The following is a 15,770-nucleotide window of genomic DNA, read 5'->3' as shown; positions in this document are numbered from 1 at the left end:
ATTAGCCAGAAGGCAGAAAGGGCCCGATCACATGCCGAACATGCGCAACACGATCGCTCGAATGTGGGACGACCTGAACCCGAAGGAGCCCAGCCCGTACTACCTGGTCAAGCTCATGTCGGTGATCATCGGGGCGTTCGCATTCGGTCTGATCGTCCACTTCCTGCGCGTCTGAACCGCGCCGCGGGGGCGCAAGACCCGTCGTCTTGCGCTCCGGTCCCCGGCCTGTCCCCGAACGGCCCCGCCGGCCTTCACTGCCGCCCCAGCCAGTCGAGGAAGCGTCGGCGCACGTTGTCGAAATGCCGTTCCATCGCCGCCTCGGCGGCATCGCCGTCGCCCGCGAGAATGGCCTCGACCACCGCGAGATGTTCGCGCGCCTGCTCGTCGAAGCGGTCGTGCACGCGCGTGATCGTGCAGCGCCGCGCCGTCGCGCGCTGTTCGGCCAGGATGCCGGGCAACAGCGCATAGCCCGCCGCCTCGGCCACCGCGTCGTGGAACCTGTCGTCGGCGGCCCAGAACGTGTCGAACCCGACCGTCGCGCCGTCCGCGAACCGCCGCATCTCCTCGGCCGAGGCGTCGAGCGCCGCATGAGAGCCGCGCTCCGCCGCCCGGCGGGCCGCCGTGCCTTCGAGGATGGCGCGCAGCTGCACGATCTCGAGCAGGTGCTCGATCGAGACCGAGCGCACCAGCAGCGCCCCGTTCTCGAGCCGGGCGATCACCGATTCACGTTCGAGCCGGGACAGCGCCCCCCGCAGGGGCGTGCGCGAGACGCCGAACTCCACCGCGAGTGAACGCTCGCTCAGGATCGTGTCCGCCTCGATCCGGCCATCAAGGATCGCGGCCTTGATATCCTGGTAAGCCGTCTGTTCCCGCGCTTCGGTCACAGATCCCCCTCCGTCACCGCGGCGTGAACGACCTCGACCGCGCGGGCAAGGTCGGCCTGATCCATCCCCTCTTCGGGGCAATGGCTGCCGTTCCAGTTGCGGATGAACATCATCGCGCTGTCCCACCCGGCGGCGGCGAAGGCCGCAGCGTCGTGCCCGCCGCCCGACAGCATCCGGCGGGGCGCATGGCCCAGCCGCCGCGCCGCACGGTCCAGCCCGTCGGCCATCCCGGCAGGCAGCGGCACCGGCGTCGAGCGGGACCGGGAACCGAGATCGACCTTGATGCCCGGCGTCTCGCACTCGATCCGTGCGACGACCTCGGCCAGCATGGCGTCGGCGCGCTCCAGCACCGCCGGATCGTCGGACCGCATGTCGAGACAGAAGCCCAGCGTGCCCGCGACCTTGGCCATCGCGTGCAGCGGCCCGGCCGCGTCGACGCGGCCGAAGGTGACGGCCAGATCGTGACCCTGGGCAAGCACCGCGTCCCAGGCCGCGTTCATCCCGCGCACCAGTTCGGCGAAGGCGACGACGGCATCGGCCCGACCCTCGCGCGGGGCGCCGCCGGAATGGGCCCACACGCCGTCGATCCGCGCGGTCCGATAGCGCAAGCCCCCGCGCACGCCCGTCACCAGAGCGAACGGCTCGTCCGCGCTGTGCAGGACCGGCCCCTGCTCGATATGCATCTCGAGGAACCGCGCCGGACGGGGTGCGGGCGCCTGCACCGCCGCCTCCGGGTCGAGCCCAGCGTCGCGCATGTGATCGGCCAGCGGGCGCCCGGTATCGGCCCGCACGACGTCGAGATCCGCCCGCGTCAGCCGCCCCAGCGCCGCGCGCGAGCCGATATACGAGACAGGAAACCAGACGCTTTCCTCCGCCCGCGTGACCATCAGCATGATGTCCGCGGGCGGTATCCCGCCCCCCTCGCGCAGGGCGGCCAGCAGCGCCACCCCGGCTGCGACGCCGGCCGTCCCGTCATAGGCGCCGCCAGCGTGGACGGTATCCAGATGCGACCCGATCACCAGCGGCGTACGCTCCGGGTCGGCGCCGCGCAGCGTAGCGGCCAGGTTGCCTGCGGCGTCGCGGCAGGGCGTCAGGCCCAGATGCCGCGCCTCGTCCGCGATGACCTCGTGCGCCGCACCCTCCTCGGGCGAATAGGACGGGCGACTGAATCCGGCCTTTAACGTCCCTATCGCGTTCACCCGCTCCAGCACCCTGTCAATCGTGGTCGCGATGACGCTCATGCGGGCGCCCGTCGCAGCGCCTCGGCGTTGAGCGCCGTGGCGGGCACGTTGCCCCGCAACGCCTCGATCACGGTGGTCGCCGCGCCAATCCCGACCGCACGCAGGGCATCCTCGGTCGTCGCGCCGAGATGCGGGGTGAAGATCACGTTGCCGCAGTCGCCCAGCGGCCCCTGCGGTGCGCCCGTCGTGTAGACGTCGAGCGCCGCCCCCGCCAGCCGCCCCTCGGACAGCGCGGCGGCCAGCGCGGCCTCGTCCATCAGGCCGGCCCGCGCGGTGTTCACCAGGACCGCGCCGGGCTTCATGCGGGTCAGCGCCGCGGCGTCGATCAGGTGGTGCGTCTCGGGCCGCAGAGGCGTGTGCAGCGACACGACGTCCGCCTGCGCCAGCCCGTCGGCCAGATCGACATGCGGGAAGTCGCCGGTGTCGCGCGCGCGGGGCGAATGGATCAGCACCGTCATTCCCAGCGCCGCCCGCAGCATCCGCCCCAGTTTCGAACCGATGGCGCCCCAGCCGACGATCAGGGCGGTCTTGCCCGTCAGCTCCGAGAACGTCGCGCTTTCGCGGAACCCCGCGGCGCCCGCCCGCTCGGCCCGGTCACCGCCCGCTATGCCCCGCGCTGCCGAGATCGCCAGCCCCAGCGCCAGCTCGGCGACCGAGGTCGCGTTCAGGCCCGGCGTATTGGCCACGAGCACCCCGTGCGCCGTCGCCGCCTGCGTGTCGACGGCGTTGTGACCGCTGCCATGCACCACCACCGCCCGCAGGCGCGACGCGGCGGCGATGGCCGGCGCGGTCAGGCCGGCATCGCGGGTGATGACCGCGTCGACGTCCGGGATCAGCCGTGCGACCGTCTCCATGTCCGGCCGCGGGGCCAGCACGGGTTCGATCCCGTTGTCGGCCAGATGTTCCAGTGCCGCCTCGTGGATGTGCTGGACGATCAGACACTTCATGGTGCGCTCCCGGTGTCGTGCAGGCGCGAGAGGATCGCGTCGCGGGCATTCTCGATATGGCGGCGCATCGCCGCGGCGGCGCCGTCGGTATCGGCCCGGTGGATGGCGTCGATGACGGCCAGGTGTTCGCGCACGCCAAGGGCGAAACGCTCGGGCAGCTGCGCGTGGTCGAACATGCAGGTCCGGCGCCGCAGCGTCCGGACGACCTGCACGATGGCGCGGTTGCCGCTCGCCTGGGCCAGCGTCCCGTGGAAGGCGTCGTCGGCGTCCCAATGCTCGACATCCTCGTGCGCCGAGCCGGTCTCGTCCGTGACGGGACCGCGGGCGATCAGGCCGTCGATCCGCGCCTCCATGTCGATCACGCGCTGGCGCGGCAAGGTCGTCGCGGCGGCCGCCGCACCGCACGGCTCCAGCGCGAGGCGCAGTTCGAACACCTCGGCGATCTCGTCCAGCGTAGGCCGCCGCACCTTGAGGAACCGCCCCTTCTGTTCGGCCAGCCCCTCGCTTTCGATCCGGCGCACCGCCTCGCGGACGGGCGTGCGCGACATGCCCAGGCGTTCGGCCAGCTTGGTCTCCTGCAGCGCGTCGCCCGGCCGCAGATGGCCGGCGAGGATCATGTTGATGATCTGGCGGTGCGCCGTCTGCGCCCGTTTGCCGGGGATCATGGCACGACCTCGTCGCCGGGCCAGACGCCACCCACCAGGTCGCAGCTGAGCAGGAATTCCGATGTCAGCCGCGTGGCGGCCTGCGGGCGCAGTGCGGCAAGACGCTCGGCCTCGGCGCTGCGGGCGGCAATCAGTGCCTCTTCCGCCTCGTCGCGGGTAAGGACGGCGAAGCGGAACTGCGTCCCCGTCGCCATCTGCGCCAGGCGCGGCAGGTCGGGCCCGATGACGGTGGCGATCTTGGCGTAGCCGCCGGTGGTCTGGCTTTCGGCCATCAACACGATGGGCTGCCCCGACGCCGGCACCTGGATCGAGCCGGGCACGGTGCCGTCCGAGACGATGTCGTGACCGTGCTCGGCCGGAAGGGTCACATCGTCCAGCACCATCGCCATGCGGTCGCGCTTGGACGAGACTGTGAACTCCGCGTCGGACAGGCGGGCGCGGATCTCATCGGAAAAGCGGTCATCCTGCGGGCCGAGCACCACGCGGATCGGGCCGCTTTCGTCGGGCAACGGCCCGCCGAGGGCAAGGCACGGCGCCTGGGGATCGGTGGCGCCCAACGGCAGGCTGTCGCCGGCCTCGAGCGCGCGACCGAGACCGGCGCGCAGGTGGGTGGCACGGGCGCCCATCAGCGGCGCGGTCTCGATCCCGCCGGACAGCGCGAGATAGCCCCAGACACCGTCGCTGGCGGCCCCGATCCGGATCTCCGCCCCGGCATCGGCGCGGTGGGCGGCGTTGGCGGCGCAGGCTTGCCCGTCGATCTCCAGCGGCGCGGTGACGCCGGTGAGCGCGACCCGGCAGCCCGTCTCGACCCGGAACCGTCCGCCCATCCCGGCGAACTCCAGCGCCGCGGCGCCCGTCGGATTGCCGACCAGAGCGTTGGCCAGCCGGTGCGCGGGCGCGTCCATCGGGCCCGCCGCCGAGACGCCCGAGTCGCGCAGGCCGAAGCGTCCGGCATCCTGCACGGTGACCATGGGGCCGGGCTGAAGGACGGTCAGGCTCATGTCGCCGCCTCCGGCTCGGGGGTGTAGCCCTCGGCTGACATCCTCTCGGCCTCGTCCGCCGCGATACGCTCGAACCGCACCTCGTCGCCGGCGGCCAGCAGAAACGGCACCTCCCGCGCGGGATCGAATGTACGCACCGGCGTCTGGCCGATGAAGCGCCAGCCGGACGGTCCCGCGACCGAGTTGATGCTGGCCTGCTGGCCGCCGATGCCGATGGCGCCGGCCGCGATGTTCTGGCGCGGCTGCGCAAGGCGCGGCGTGTGCAGGATTTCCGGCAGACCGCCCAGATAGGCGAAGCCGGGCGCGAAGCCGATCATGTAGACGCGATACGCCGCCTCGGAGTGCAGCCGGATCAGCTCTTCGGTGTCGATCTCCTTCTGCGCGGCCAGATCGTCGAGATCGCAGCCCGCCTCGCCGCCATAGGCGACCGGTATCCGCCACAGCCGCGCCGCGCCCTGCTGCCGGTTGAGGGACGACACGCGTTCGGTCAGCACCTTTTCCAGCGCGTCGCCCCGGATCGTTCCGGGATCGTAGCGCACGAGCAGCGAGCGATAGGTCGGCACGGTCTCGACCACACCTTCGACCGGCGCGTCGGCGAGGTTCCGCGAAAGAGCGATGACGGTGGCGTTCGTCTCGGGGTCGATGCTGTCGCCCAGCTCGACGCTCAGCGCCTGCTCACCGCAGGGAAGGAAGGCCGGCGTCGTCATCTCAGTTCCTGTTGGACATCGTCTCGGGCAGCCATGTCGCAATCTGCGGCACGACCGCAAGCAGAAGGGCCATCGCCACCATGATCGCGAAGAACGGCAGCGCGGCGCGCGCGACGGCCCCCATCCGGTCGCCCGTCAGGCGCTGGATCACGATCAGGTTGAAGCCGACGGGCGGCGTGATCTGGGCCATTTCCACCACCAGTACGAGAAACACGCCGAACCACACCTTGTCGTAGCCCGCGGCAAGGATCAGCGGCAAGGTGATCGGCAGGGTCATCACGATGCAGGACATCCCCTCCATAAGGCAGCCGAGCAGCACGTAGAAGATCAGCAGCACGACGATCAGGGCAAAGGGCGACAGGTTCAGCGCCTCGATCTGGCCGGCCACGAAGCGGGGCACGCCGAGATAGCCGAGGCCGACGGACAGGAACATCGCGCCCATGATGATCAGCCCTATCATCGCGCAGGTCTGCGCGGCCAGCAGCGTCGCCTCGATCAGTCCGCGCGGCGTCAGCGAGCGTTGCAGCGCGCCGATCGCGATCGCCCCCGCGACGCCCACGGCCGCCGCCTCGGTCGGCGAGGCGATGCCGCCGTACATCGATCCGATGACGGCGAAGATCAGGCACAGCACCGGCAGAAGGCCGAGCGCCGCGTGCACCTTCTCGGACCAGCTCGTCGGCGGCAGCGCCTCGCCGACCAGCGCGGGGTTCATCACCGACCGCGCGCCGAGATAGACCATGTAGGCCCCGGCCAGCAGTCCGCCGGGAATGACGCCTGCAATGAACAGCTTGAGGATCGATTCCTCGGCCAGCACGCCGTAGATGATCATGATGACCGACGGCGGGATCAGGAACCCCAGCGTCCCCGCCCCCGCGAGCGAGCCGATGACCATCTGCCGGTCGTAACCCCGCTGGAGCAGCTCTCCGGCGGTGATGCGCCCGACCGTGGCCGTGGTCGCCGCCGACGATCCAGACACCGCGGCGAACAGGGTCGAGGCGAGCACGGTGATATGGCTCATCCGGCCCGGCAGGCGCCGGGTCCACGGCGCCAGCCCGTTGAACAGCGATTCCGCCAGCCGGGTGCGGAACAGGATCTCGGCCATCAGGATGAAGAGCGGCAGCGCCAGCAGTTCCAGCGATGTCGCGCTGTTCCACAGCTGTTGCGCCAGAAGCTTGGTTGCCGGCATCTGCGGCATGAACACTGAAAGCGTCCCGATCCCGGCCCCGATCAGGCCCAGACCGATCCAGACGCCCGCGCCGAGCAGCACGACGAGGAAGAGCACGAGGGCGGCGACGATCTGGCCCATCGCGCTATTCCGCCGCGTCGCCGTGCAGGGTGCCGCCGGCCAGCACACGGAGCGTCTGCGCGATCATCTGCAGCCATAGCACCAGCGCCCCCGCCGCCATCGCCGCCTGCGGCAGCCAGAGCGGCGTCTTCGACACGGTCGCCGCCCGCGATCCGCGACCGTAGCTGAGCCAGGCCATCTCGGCCAGCGCCCACAGGATCATCGCCACCGTCGCGATCCCGACGAGGCAGGCCAGGATGTCGAGCGCGCGGCGCATCCCCGGCGCCAGCACCTCGCGCAGCGCGGTGACGCGGACATGCACCCCGTTTCTCAGCGCGGCACCCGAGGCGAGGAAGAACACGGCGCCCATCATGTAGGCGGCATAGTCCCAGCTGAACGAGATCGACCGCCCGAAGATGTTACGGGCGATCACCTCGGACAGGATGAAGCCGAAGAGCGCGAACAGACACAGCGCCGAGAGATACAGGGCCGCCTGGGTCAGCACGTCGATCGGGCGCACCACGCCGGCGAGACGGTATTCGGTCAAGTCAGGGAACCTCCGGGGCGGGAATGGTCGCGACTGTGGGGAGCTTGCCCCCCCACGGCCGCCTTTCGGAACGGACGCGGCTTCAGTCCTTGGCCTCAAGGTACTGGTCGATGTACTCGCGCGAGTCCGGCACACGCTCCATGAATGCCTCCCAGAGCGGCGTTGCGCGGGCCAGAAGCTCGTCCTGCAGCTCCGGTGACGGGCTGGTGACGGTCATGCCGTTCTCTTCCAGCGTCGCGATCTTCTCGGCGTCCTCTCGCGCCGAGTTGAGCCAGAACTCGCCCTCGAGCGCGGCGGCGGTCTCTTCGATCGCCGCCCTGTCCTCGGCGTCGAGACCGTTCCAGGCGTCGAGATTGACGGTGACGATGTTCGACGAGGCCTGCCAGTTGAAGGTGCTCATGTGGTCCAGGAACTCCCAGAACGCGCCATCGACGCCCGAAGAAGAGGACGTCGTGACGCCCGAGATCGTCCCGGCGGCGAGCGACGGCACGACCTCGCCCCACGGCATCTGGAGCGGCGCGGCGCCGAGCGCCTCGAAATAGTCGTGACCGTTGGCGTCGACGACGCGGATTTGCAGGCCCGAAAGGTCGTCGATGCTCTGGATCTCGTTCTCGGAATACACCGCCTGCCCCGGCCACGGCACCATGTAGAGAAGCTTCTGGTTCATGCTCTCGGCCACCTCTTCCACCTTGGGGCGATAGAATTTGTGCAACAGCGCGAGGTCCGACATGGTGGGCGCGAGATAGGGCAGCGTTTCGACGCCGAGGATGGGGGCCTCACCAACCTGCTGGTTCATCAGGATATCGGCGATCGGCACCAGCCCGTCACGGACGGCGGCCATGCCCTCGGGGCCCTTGATCCCGAGCGCGCCGCCCGACTGCACGTTGATGACCACGTCGCCGCCTGTCACCTCTTCGACGGCATCGGCGAATTGCAGCGCGTTCTGGGTGTGAAAGTTCCCTTCCGGCCAGACGACGGACATGTTCCAGGTCGTCTGTGCCTGGGCGGCGAAGGACATCGTGGCGCCGGCGAGCCCGGCAATTGCGAACGTCGTCTTGTACATGACTTGATCCCTGTCGTTTGATTCTTTGCAGCCTCCGGGGAAGCTTGCGATTTCAGTATACCACCAGTATCCCCGCGCCGAACCCAACGTCACCCGGGCACTTGCCCAGCCGTCGATTGCGCAAGAAATCATCGGAATTGCCGGCGCTTGCCGGAACGCTGAACAGGAGGATCACGAGCCATGAGCCGCCTACTCGATCTGAATTGCGACATGGGCGAGGGATTCGGCGCCTACCGGATGGGTGACGACGCCGCGATGCTGGACATCGTGACCTCGGCCAACATCGCCTGCGGCTTCCACGCCGGCGACCCGGTGGTCATGCGCGACACCCTGCGAACCGCGCGCGAGAAGGGCGTCGGCGTGGGCGCGCACCCCTCCTTCGCCGACCTCTACGGCTTCGGGCGCCGCCGCATCACCGGCGAGCGGCCCGAGGATCTCGAGGCGCAGCTGATCTACCAGATCACGGCGATGCGCGGCATGGCCGAGGTCTATGGCCCGCCGATGACCCACGTTAAGACGCACGGCGCCCTCGGCAACATGGCCGCTGTGGACCGGGACCTTGCCGAGACCTGCGTGCGCGCGGTCATGGCGGTGGACCCCGGCCTGATCTTCGTGACCCTGCCCTATTCGGAAACCTACGCCGCGGCCGAGGCGGCCGGGCTGACCATCGCCTGCGAGGTCTTTGCCGACCGCACCTATACCGACGCGGGCGAGCTCACCCCCCGCTCGGTCGAGGGCGCGGTCATCCACGACCCGGTGCAATCCGAGGAGCAAGTGCTTTGCATGGTGATGGAGGGCACGATACCTACGACCGGCGGCAAGCGCCTGCCCGTCGAGCCCGCGACGCTCTGCGTCCACGGCGACACTCCGGGCGCGGTGTCGCTGGCACGAACATTGCGCAACCGCCTGGAATGCGAGGGGGTGTCGCTCGCCCCGATGCATCGCACGCTGGGGGGCGGCTGAGGGAGGCAGGATGCAGGTTCTGATCGGTCTCGATAGCGGCCTGACGATGACAAAGGCCGTGGTCTTCGACCTGGACGGCGGCGTGGTCGCCGAGGCCGCCCGGCGCGTCCCGCAGATCAAGGAACGCCCCCGTCATGTCGAGCGCGACATGAGCGGCCACTGGCGTGCCTCCGCCGACGCCATCCGCGACGCGCTCGCGCAGGCGGGAAAGGCCGTGCCCGAAGGTGTGAAGCCTCTCGCCATCTCGGTCGCGGGGCATGGCGACGGCGTCTACCTGCTCGACCACGACCATGCGCCGCTGGGGCTTGCGGCCACTTCGCTGGACAGCCGGGCGCAGCCCACGATCGACCGATGGAGCACAGAGGGCCTGTTCGACCGGGCCGAGGCGCTGACCGGCCAGAGGCCGTTCGCGGCCTCTCCCGCCGCGCTTCTGGCCCATGTCCGCGACACCGAGCCGGACCGCTTCGCCCGCATCGGCGCCGTGCTCTCGTGCAAGGATTGGCTGCGCTTCTGTCTGACCGGCGAGGTGGGCACCGATTTCACCGAAGCCAGCGTATCCTTCACCGATGTCACGACCCAAGGATACAGCGACGCGGCACTCGCGCTTTACGGGCTGGAACCGCTGCGCGACGCATTGCCGCCCATCCACCTGCCCGGCGGCGTCGCCGGCCACGTGACCGAGGACACGGCCGCAGAGACCGGTCTGCCCCGCGGCCTGCCCGTTGCGGCAGGCCTGCACGACGTCACCGCCTGCGCCGTGGGCTCGGGCGTGATCGCGCCGGGCACGCTGATGGTCATCGCCGGCACGTTCTCGATCAACGAGACGCTGACCGAGGAGGCGCGGATCGGGCCCGGCTGGTTCGCGCGCAACGGCCTGTTTCCGGGCCAGTGGAACACCATGTCGATTTCCCCCGGCTCCAGCGCCACGCTGGACTGGGCGATGCAGCAGATCGCCCGCGACCTGTTGCAGACCGACGATCCGTTCGGTGCGCTTCAGGCCGAGCTTGACGCGATCGCCGACGACCCGTCAGAGATCGTCTGCCTGCCCTATCACTACGGCTCGCCCCATCCCGAGGATCCGGGCGGGGCGTTCCTGGGCCTGCGCGGCTGGCACGGGCGCGGTCACATGATGCGGGCGGTGGCCGAGGGGATCGTGTTCAACCATCGCCATCACGTCGATCTGCTGGACCCCGAGCGGCGGATCGACCGCGTGCGCCTCACCGGCGGAACCAGCCGCAACCCCTGGTTCTGCCAGCTTTTCGCCGACGCCCTCGACCGCACGATCGAGGTACCCGCTACGCAAGAGGCCGGCGCGCTCGGCACGGCGATCTGCGCTGGCCTGGCGGCGGGCGTCTACGCCGACTGGACCGACGCCGCCGCCCACACCCAGACCGCGCTGCGAACCTATCGGCCCGGTGCCGACCGGGACCGTGTCGCCGCCGCATTCGAGCGCTACCGCCGGACCGCCCGCGCCGTTGCGCAGTTGCCCTTGATCGAGTGAGCCAATGACCACCCAGAGAGATGCCCTCCTCGCCCGCCTGCGCGAGACCGACCACATGCCCGTCCTGATCGTGGGTGGCGGAATCAACGGCGCGGGCACGTTCCGCGACCTGTCGCTCCAGGGCGTCGACTGCCTGCTGGTCGAGCGGGACGACTTCTGCTCGGGCGCCAGCCGCGCGCCCTCGCGCATGATCCACGGCGGGCTGAAATACCTCGAGACCGCCGAGTTCCGGCTGGTCCGCGAATCCGCGCAGGAGCGCAACCGCCTGCTCGCCAACGCGCCGCACTACGTGCACCCGCTCGAGATGGTGATCCCGATCCACACCTGGTTCGGCGGTATGCGCGCCGCAATCGCCAAGCTGTTCCGCCGACCCGCGAGGGTGTCGCAGCGGGGGGCGCTGCTGGTGAAGCTGGGGCTGACGATCTACGACATCTACGGGGCGCTGAACCGGGTGATGCCGCGTCATCGGATGATCCGCCGCGGTGACGTGCTGAGCGAGATTCCCGACCTCGACCCCGACATCAGGGTCGCCGCTTCGTACTACGACGCCTGGATCACCTCGCCCGAGCGCCTGACCGTCGAACTCCTGCTCGACGGGATGGCCGAGAATGACGGCAGCCTGGCCCTGAACCACATCGCGTTCGACGGCATCGAGGACGGGCGCGCGCGGCTGGTCGACCGACTGAGCGGCGAGGTATTTCACATCGGCTGCGACGTGATGGTCAATGCGGCCGGGGCATGGATCGACCGCGTGAACGAGGGTGCCGGCACCAACCAGCGAATGATGGGAGGCACGAAGGGCAGCCACCTGCTGCTGGACATGCCGGCGCTGGCGCGGACGCTGACGGGCCGGATGCTGTATTTCGAGGTCGAGGGCGGTCGCATCTGCCTGGTCTCGAATTTCATGGGGCACGTCCTGCTCGGCTCGACGGACATCCCGATCGAGGACCCCGACACGGCGATCTGCGACGATACCGAGGTCGAGTACCTCTTCGACGCCTTCCGGCGCATCTTTCCCGGCGTCCCCGTCGGACGCGAGGACATCTTCTTCAGCTATTCCGGGGTGCGCCCCCTGCCCGCGAGCGACGCCGACGATCCGGGCGCCGTCAGCCGCGACCACTCGATGCCGGAACTGCCGCCACAGGGCGCGCGGGCTTTCCCGATCCTGTCGCTGGTCGGCGGCAAGTGGACGACCTTCCGCGCCTTCTCGGCCGAAGTGACCGACGCCGTGCTGTCCCGTCTCGGCCGCACCCGCCGCGCCCGGACCGAAGACCGCGCCATCGGCGGCGGCGCCGGGCTCGACCGGCGGGCGGCGGGCCACGAGACCCTCGCCCGCGACATCGCCAAGGCCCACGCGCTGTCCCGCGATCGGGCGCATGTCCTTGTGCGGCGCTATGGCTGCCGGGCCGGCGCCATCGCCGCCGAGCTTGGCCCCGAGGAGGCGTTCATGGTCCACCTCCCCGACCTGTCGCGCCAGGAGATTTCGGCGGTGATCCGCACCGAGCTCGTTGCCCACGCCGAGGACTTCCTGTTCGGCCGCAGCACCCTGTTCCTCGAACGCCCGTTGTCCCATGCCGCCGTATCGGAACTGGCCGAGACGATGGCCGCCCTCTTGGACTGGGACGACCAGCGCCGCGCTGTCGAACTCGACCGCATCGCGACCCGCTACCGCCAGTTCCACCGCATCGACGTCACCCCCGGCTCCCCCCCGCATTTCGAGGGCAGCCAGCCGTAGCGGGAAGCATGGCGACCCGCTGGCGATGCATCACCGAAACGAGAGAAAGAGCGCAGCCCCCGCCGGCAGCGTCCTGCTGCCGGCGCACGGGCGCGCGCCGTCGGCTCATGTCAAAGCCGAGAGAAACCAGATACTTACTTGGAAAGTAGTGGTGCCCGGGGGCTGTTGTTGTCCCCGGTTCTATTCCCGTTACAGGCACCCTCTCGGGTGTTTCTTTCAGCAAGACAAGGGTTAAGAGGATCGACCACCCGGCGTCAACAGGCACCGGATGGTCTACGGTTTGGTCTACGGTCGCCGGTTCAGGCCGCCTCTCTTGGCACGCGCTGCCTTTCGGCTTTCCGCGCGAAGGCGTCGGCAACGTTTTGCTCCAGTAGCGTAGGTTGCCGGTCCAGCAAACAGACCATGCCTTCTTCGGCAGTTCCCCATTTGCGCAGCTCGGGCAGGTAGCGCCTGGCTAGGTCACTTGCGCTGCCGCTATCAGAGGCGAACTCGTCCCAGATGTCATCCTGGGTGAGGTCATAGCCTTCGGGTGCATGGAAGAAGGCCTCCTCGCCCATCTTGAACAGGCCGTCCTCAGCAAGGCTCGGTGCGACAGTGTGCAAGACCCAGGACTTGAAGGCCTGGACAGGCCGCGCATCGCTCAAGAGAATGAGCTTGTAGAGGCCGCTCTCTGAGATGAGCTGGAACTCCCGGTTCTCGCCCTGCCCAAGTTCGAGTGGGCGCCGGGACCATTCATCGAGGTCGAGCATCTCCTCGTGATCAAAGTCCTTCGGCAACTCCAATAGCTTTCGAAGCTGATCGGTGAGTATGAACCAAGCCCCATCGCGATCATCCTTGACGGTCGGGATCCAGATGGGCAGCGGGCAGAAGGTGTTGATGTTCAGTGTGACGTTGGCGGTCATGATGGTTTCTTTCCAGTTGTCGGATTGTGCCGCAGTGGCGGTCTGCTGGCTCATGCAATGGTGTCCCCTAATGCCTTCGCATGGGGTGGGGCCGTCAAAGCGATGGGGGGAAGTCGAGCGGACGCACTATTGAAAAGGCGCTCGGACATGTGACCCCCAAAACCTCCAGAGGGTCTCAGACGATGAACGTCGCCTCGGGGTCAGGGATGAAGGGGGAAGCCGGTGATGCCTGGGTGATGCCCTTGGCCTGGCGGCGCCCCTTGATGGTTTGCCTGGAGACCATGACCTCGTCGAAGTCGCGTTTGGCCAACTCCCGCTTGAAACGTGGGTCCTTGGCGACGCGTTTGTTGAAGTCCTTCAGAGACATCCCGATCGCCTCTGCTACCTCCGCGAAGACGATCTCGTCACCGCCCCCCTCGTGAGTCCACCGGTCGATCACGTCCAAAGCCTTGCGGATGGACCCCGACAGTTTGGTCGCCTTTGTAGGGCGCCACGGCTCGACCCGGCACCCAGGGAACAACTCAGGGAGGCGATCCTCGAGGCCTGTTGCTTTGGCTGCGATGATCCAGGCTCGACAAGGTGGGCATGTCCCCTCTGCCTGCATTCCGCGCACAGAAGCACGGCACAGGGCCTGCAAGACGTCGTTCTGCAGCTCCCCGCTCTCCATAGACAAGCAGGTCTTCTCGCAGACCGTTTCGGTGGTGGATGTTCCTGCGCAGAGCCGGGCACGGGTCTCGTAGACCTCAGGCGGCAGGAACAGCAGGCTCGCGAGGATCACGTTCGGAACATGTGCGAAGGCGTTCGTCCCATGGTGGTGGCCCCAGGTGAGGAAGTTGAGTTGGTCGGAGAGGCCATCTGGAAGATATGCCTCGAGCCGATCCCTGAGGTACGTCAGCTCCTTGTGATGGAAGATCAGCCACTCCTCGTCAGGTCGGGTCATGACCGCTTCGGCGATCCCTTGGATGAGGACCTCCTCCTTGTCCCGCCAATGCGATGCCTTGCTGCTTCCCTTGGCCCATAGGCTGATCTTGAGGTTGCTGTAGTCCTTCACGGCTGACGGCAGCCGCACTAGGCTTTGGCGCTCACTTTCCATCAGGGCATAGGTCTCCCGACAGCGCCCCGACGCGTCGAGGATCATCATAGGGGCGAGGTCGTCGGGCAGCGTGTCTCGGTAGTCGAGCAGCTTGATCTCACCGAGGTTGTTCCGGTGGACGGGAAGGCTGTCGCCAACAGCATGACAAAGACGCTCAAGCCGTTTCTTGTCGACCAGGGACGTGGTCTCGGCGTTACCGACCCTCTGGACTTCCGCGATCCCGACCTGACCGCCCATCTCCTCAAGGCTGGGCACGTCGAGAATGTCCCCATGGGCTGCAAGCTTCAGTTCGTCCTGAAGGTTCTCCAACGCGGAACACAGCTCGGGCGCAGAGCGGCGGAAGTATCCTAACAGGCCCCCAAGATCATCTGACGAAAGCAAGCCCTCAGTGCCCGGCAGGAAGCTTTCATCCCAGATGCGAACTTCGCGTGGTCGTCCCAGGTAGTGGAAGGCAGTGGTCGCCTTGAAACTGTTGCCCTGGCACACCGCCTCCAACTTCTGCTGTGTGGTGAGCAAGACCCGAGCTTCGCTGACAGGAGTGCTAGACTTGGCGTTGACCTCCTCATCCCCAGTCCAGATCGCGACCTCGTCCTGGCACGCCTCGAGGGCAACCCACATCCTGTCGACCTCCTCCAGGCGAGAGACACAGACTAGGACGGCGACCTCTTCATGATTGGAAGAACTAAGCAGGGTCTTGATGAAGTGCTTGACCAGGAGGGTCTTGCCAGTCCCTGGATCCAAGCTCGAGAGGTGAAACCGAGGCAGCGACTCACCCTCGGCCATCTGCTCGAGTGCTTCCGCAACAGCGTGTAGTCCCCTCCAAGTCGTCGAGGAGGAGGGGCAACCATGGTCCTCCAACTCCTGCTGAAGTGATCGCATGGCCACAGTAGCAAGGCAGTTATGGTTCGGGGGGTGAAAACCTATAGGGGTCTCTACAGGAAACTGCCCCCTCAACGAGGTCGACGAGACAGGACGACCCACGAATAACGACGCTGTGGTGTGATACATGGTGATGGGTCCTCATTGCTGGTTCGACGCCACCGCGAGAGCAGGACGCAAGAGGTCCACTCCGCCAAGGGCGACGCAGAGTTGTGCAATGGTGGCACCCAACCTCTCGAGCGTTCGCTCAGCCGGTGCGTACATCTTCCCCGGCAGACCCACCGCTGCGCCGAAGCATCTCCCACAGCTGGCCGTTATCAAGAAGAAGCTCCAACAGGCTGGCGCGGATCTCCTCGC

General features: G+C 68.1%; 15 protein-coding genes. 4 read left to right on the top strand and 11 right to left on the bottom strand.

Features of this window, described 5'->3' with window-relative positions:
• The first annotated feature begins 31 nt into the window (after positions 1-31).
• Positions 32-175, top strand: coding sequence for a hypothetical protein (locus BMZ25_RS20940; protein WP_177190495.1), 144 nt, complete (start codon positions 32-34; stop codon positions 173-175).
• 76 nt (positions 176-251) lie between these two features.
• On the opposite strand, the gene BMZ25_RS16405 is transcribed toward BMZ25_RS20940, so the two are convergent.
• The 9 genes from BMZ25_RS16405 to BMZ25_RS16365 form a co-directional block, all read right to left on the bottom strand.
• A complete protein-coding gene (locus BMZ25_RS16405; RefSeq protein WP_092695582.1) occupies positions 252-884 on the bottom strand; it encodes a GntR family transcriptional regulator in 633 nt (210 codons plus the stop codon).
• Positions 881-2,125 (bottom strand): hydantoinase/carbamoylase family amidase, encoded by a 1,245-nt coding sequence (locus BMZ25_RS16400; RefSeq protein WP_092695581.1) that lies wholly within the window; start codon positions 2,123-2,125, stop codon positions 881-883. Before BMZ25_RS16400 ends, BMZ25_RS16405 begins: the two co-directional genes overlap by 4 nt.
• A complete protein-coding gene (locus BMZ25_RS16395) occupies positions 2,122-3,072 on the bottom strand; it encodes an NAD(P)-dependent oxidoreductase (protein WP_092695579.1) in 951 nt (316 codons plus the stop codon). The genes BMZ25_RS16400 and BMZ25_RS16395 overlap by 4 nt, the downstream gene beginning before the upstream one ends.
• Positions 3,069-3,737, bottom strand: a complete 669-nt coding sequence (locus BMZ25_RS16390) for a GntR family transcriptional regulator (RefSeq protein WP_092695577.1) — start codon at positions 3,735-3,737, stop codon at positions 3,069-3,071. Before BMZ25_RS16390 ends, BMZ25_RS16395 begins: the two co-directional genes overlap by 4 nt.
• Positions 3,734-4,738, bottom strand: coding sequence for a 5-oxoprolinase subunit C family protein (locus tag BMZ25_RS16385; RefSeq protein WP_092695575.1), 1,005 nt, complete (start codon positions 4,736-4,738; stop codon positions 3,734-3,736). Before BMZ25_RS16385 ends, BMZ25_RS16390 begins: the two co-directional genes overlap by 4 nt.
• The gene (pxpB, locus tag BMZ25_RS16380; protein WP_092695573.1) at positions 4,735-5,445 is read right to left on the bottom strand and encodes a 5-oxoprolinase subunit PxpB; all 711 of its coding nucleotides are present in this window, start codon (positions 5,443-5,445) and stop codon (positions 4,735-4,737) included. Before pxpB ends, BMZ25_RS16385 begins: the two co-directional genes overlap by 4 nt.
• A gap of 1 nt (position 5,446) precedes the next feature.
• A complete protein-coding gene (locus tag BMZ25_RS16375) occupies positions 5,447-6,751 on the bottom strand; it encodes a TRAP transporter large permease (protein ID WP_092695571.1) in 1,305 nt (434 codons plus the stop codon).
• A 4-nt stretch (positions 6,752-6,755) separates the two neighbouring features.
• Positions 6,756-7,277 (bottom strand): TRAP transporter small permease subunit, encoded by a 522-nt coding sequence (locus BMZ25_RS16370; protein ID WP_235859908.1) that lies wholly within the window; start codon positions 7,275-7,277, stop codon positions 6,756-6,758.
• Between the two features lie 82 nt (positions 7,278-7,359).
• A complete protein-coding gene (locus tag BMZ25_RS16365; RefSeq protein ID WP_092695568.1) occupies positions 7,360-8,340 on the bottom strand; it encodes a TRAP transporter substrate-binding protein in 981 nt (326 codons plus the stop codon).
• Between the two features lie 180 nt (positions 8,341-8,520).
• Here BMZ25_RS16365 and BMZ25_RS16360 point away from each other — a divergent pair, with 180 nt between their 5' ends.
• Genes BMZ25_RS16360 through BMZ25_RS16350 form a run of 3 tightly spaced genes read left to right on the top strand, consistent with a single transcriptional unit; the run spans position 8,521 to position 12,539 of the window.
• Positions 8,521-9,303, top strand: a complete 783-nt coding sequence (locus tag BMZ25_RS16360; RefSeq protein WP_092695566.1) for a LamB/YcsF family protein — start codon at positions 8,521-8,523, stop codon at positions 9,301-9,303.
• 10 nt (positions 9,304-9,313) lie between these two features.
• Positions 9,314-10,804: an FGGY-family carbohydrate kinase gene (locus BMZ25_RS16355; RefSeq protein ID WP_092695564.1), complete on the top strand. Its 1,491-nt coding sequence runs from the start codon at positions 9,314-9,316 to the stop codon at positions 10,802-10,804.
• 4 nt (positions 10,805-10,808) lie between these two features.
• Positions 10,809-12,539: a glycerol-3-phosphate dehydrogenase/oxidase gene (locus tag BMZ25_RS16350; RefSeq protein ID WP_092695562.1), complete on the top strand. Its 1,731-nt coding sequence runs from the start codon at positions 10,809-10,811 to the stop codon at positions 12,537-12,539.
• Between the two features lie 299 nt (positions 12,540-12,838).
• Here the strand turns inward: BMZ25_RS16350 and BMZ25_RS16345 are convergent, their stop codons facing one another.
• Positions 12,839-13,495 carry a BRO-N domain-containing protein gene (locus BMZ25_RS16345; RefSeq protein WP_092689410.1) on the bottom strand — a complete coding sequence of 219 codons (657 nt, stop codon included), beginning with the start codon at positions 13,493-13,495 and terminating at the stop codon, positions 12,839-12,841.
• A 121-nt stretch (positions 13,496-13,616) separates the two neighbouring features.
• Positions 13,617-15,317 (bottom strand): hypothetical protein, encoded by a 1,701-nt coding sequence (locus BMZ25_RS16340; protein ID WP_092689417.1) that lies wholly within the window; start codon positions 15,315-15,317, stop codon positions 13,617-13,619.
• Positions 15,318-15,770 lie beyond the last annotated feature (453 nt).

It is taken from the genome of Tranquillimonas rosea (assembly GCF_900111315.1).
Lineage (GTDB): Bacteria > Pseudomonadota > Alphaproteobacteria > Rhodobacterales > Rhodobacteraceae > Tranquillimonas > Tranquillimonas rosea.
This window is presented reverse-complemented; position numbering and strand designations above follow the sequence as displayed.